The sequence below is a fragment of the Nostoc sp. UIC 10630 genome, from assembly GCF_010747425.1.
In the GTDB taxonomy this organism is placed as follows: domain Bacteria; phylum Cyanobacteriota; class Cyanobacteriia; order Cyanobacteriales; family Nostocaceae; genus Nostoc.
In genome coordinates this window covers 1-1,209 of the sequence record NZ_JAAGOG010000443.1, presented here as the reverse complement: position 1 = coordinate 1,209, position 1,209 = coordinate 1, and the positions used below count along the sequence as shown (strand labels likewise).

Below are 1,209 nucleotides of genomic sequence, written 5' to 3'. Positions count from 1 at the left end.
CTAGTAGTCTGCCAAGGCAATTTTGCTAGGTTATATTTGGATATAAACGCTGCATTTTTCGGCGAGCATCTTTGGTTTGAAAACCCCAATAGACACTGGCTTTTTGTTGATTACGTTGTTTCTCCCAAGCGGCAATCTCAGAAGTTAATGTTTCTGCATTAGGAATACGCCGTTCTAAACATTGGCGAGATAAAACAGATAATTCAATTTCTACTTGATTCAGCCAAGAAGCGTGTTTAGGAGTATAGTGGAACTCTAACTTTTGAATAATTCGACGTGCTTCTTGTGGTGGAAAAACTTCATATAACGCGCTGGGAGTATGAATATTTAGGTTATCAACTACTAAACGAATAATATCAGCATCTTGGTAATCAATATCTACTAACTTTTTCATTTGAAGAGCAAAGTCTACTTTTGTACGGCGCTGTGTAACTTCAATATGCCGCCATCCAGCCAAGGGTTGAAAACACGCGAATAAATTTACTGTCCCGTTACGTTTGTACTCGAAATCATAACGTTCAGGTTGCTCCGGCTCTGGTGGCAAAGGAAGTCTTACTTCTTCTACTAATTGGTAGGGACGTTCATCAAAGCAGACTACAGGGCGTTTAGGATCATAAGGCTCATTGTATAAATCCAAGATATCTTCCATTCGGAAAACATATTCTGCATTAATTTCAGGAATGCACCACTGTTCTTTTAACCACGGTTTGATTTCATTTTTTTTAAAGTTTGACGCACTGTTTCGTCCGAAATTGAATCTATGATACCAACGTTCACTAAATGATCCGCTAATAATTGCATTGTCCAACGTACTCTTCCAACTGGTGGATTAGAACAAGCAGTGGCGATTAAAAATGCTTCTTGCTTTTCATCTAATTTTTTAGGTTTTGGTGGATGAACTTCATCCTTTAAAGCAAAATCTAACCCACCAATGACAAATTTTTCCCGTATCCGTTGTACTGTCGCAACATGCGCTCTAACTGTGCTAGCGATCGCTTGATCCGTTTCTCTATCAGTTGCCATCAGAAGAATGTTTGCACGGGTTATGGTTCTTGCCTTATGCTTACCTTTCTTAATTATCGATTGCAGTTGAGAAACTTCATCTTCATCCAAGTCAACAATGTACTTTTTCGCCATGTTACACCCCATTTTTGGCTATTTTACCAATTAGAGGTTTTACTTAGCAAAGTTACCTTGGTAAACTACTAG

1 protein-coding gene is annotated in these 1,209 nt (G+C 38.5%); it reads right to left on the bottom strand.

Annotated features, from left to right (window positions below; genetic code table 11):
- Positions 1–25: 25 nt before the first annotated feature.
- Positions 26–1,137 (bottom strand): IS630 family transposase gene (locus G1O98_RS38270; RefSeq protein ID WP_202985857.1). Its coding sequence is split into 2 segments (ribosomal slippage): positions 26–726 and positions 726–1,137, totalling 1,113 coding nucleotides; the frame shifts between segments, so codons are not numbered across the junction.
- Between the last annotated feature and the right edge of the window lie 72 nt (positions 1,138–1,209).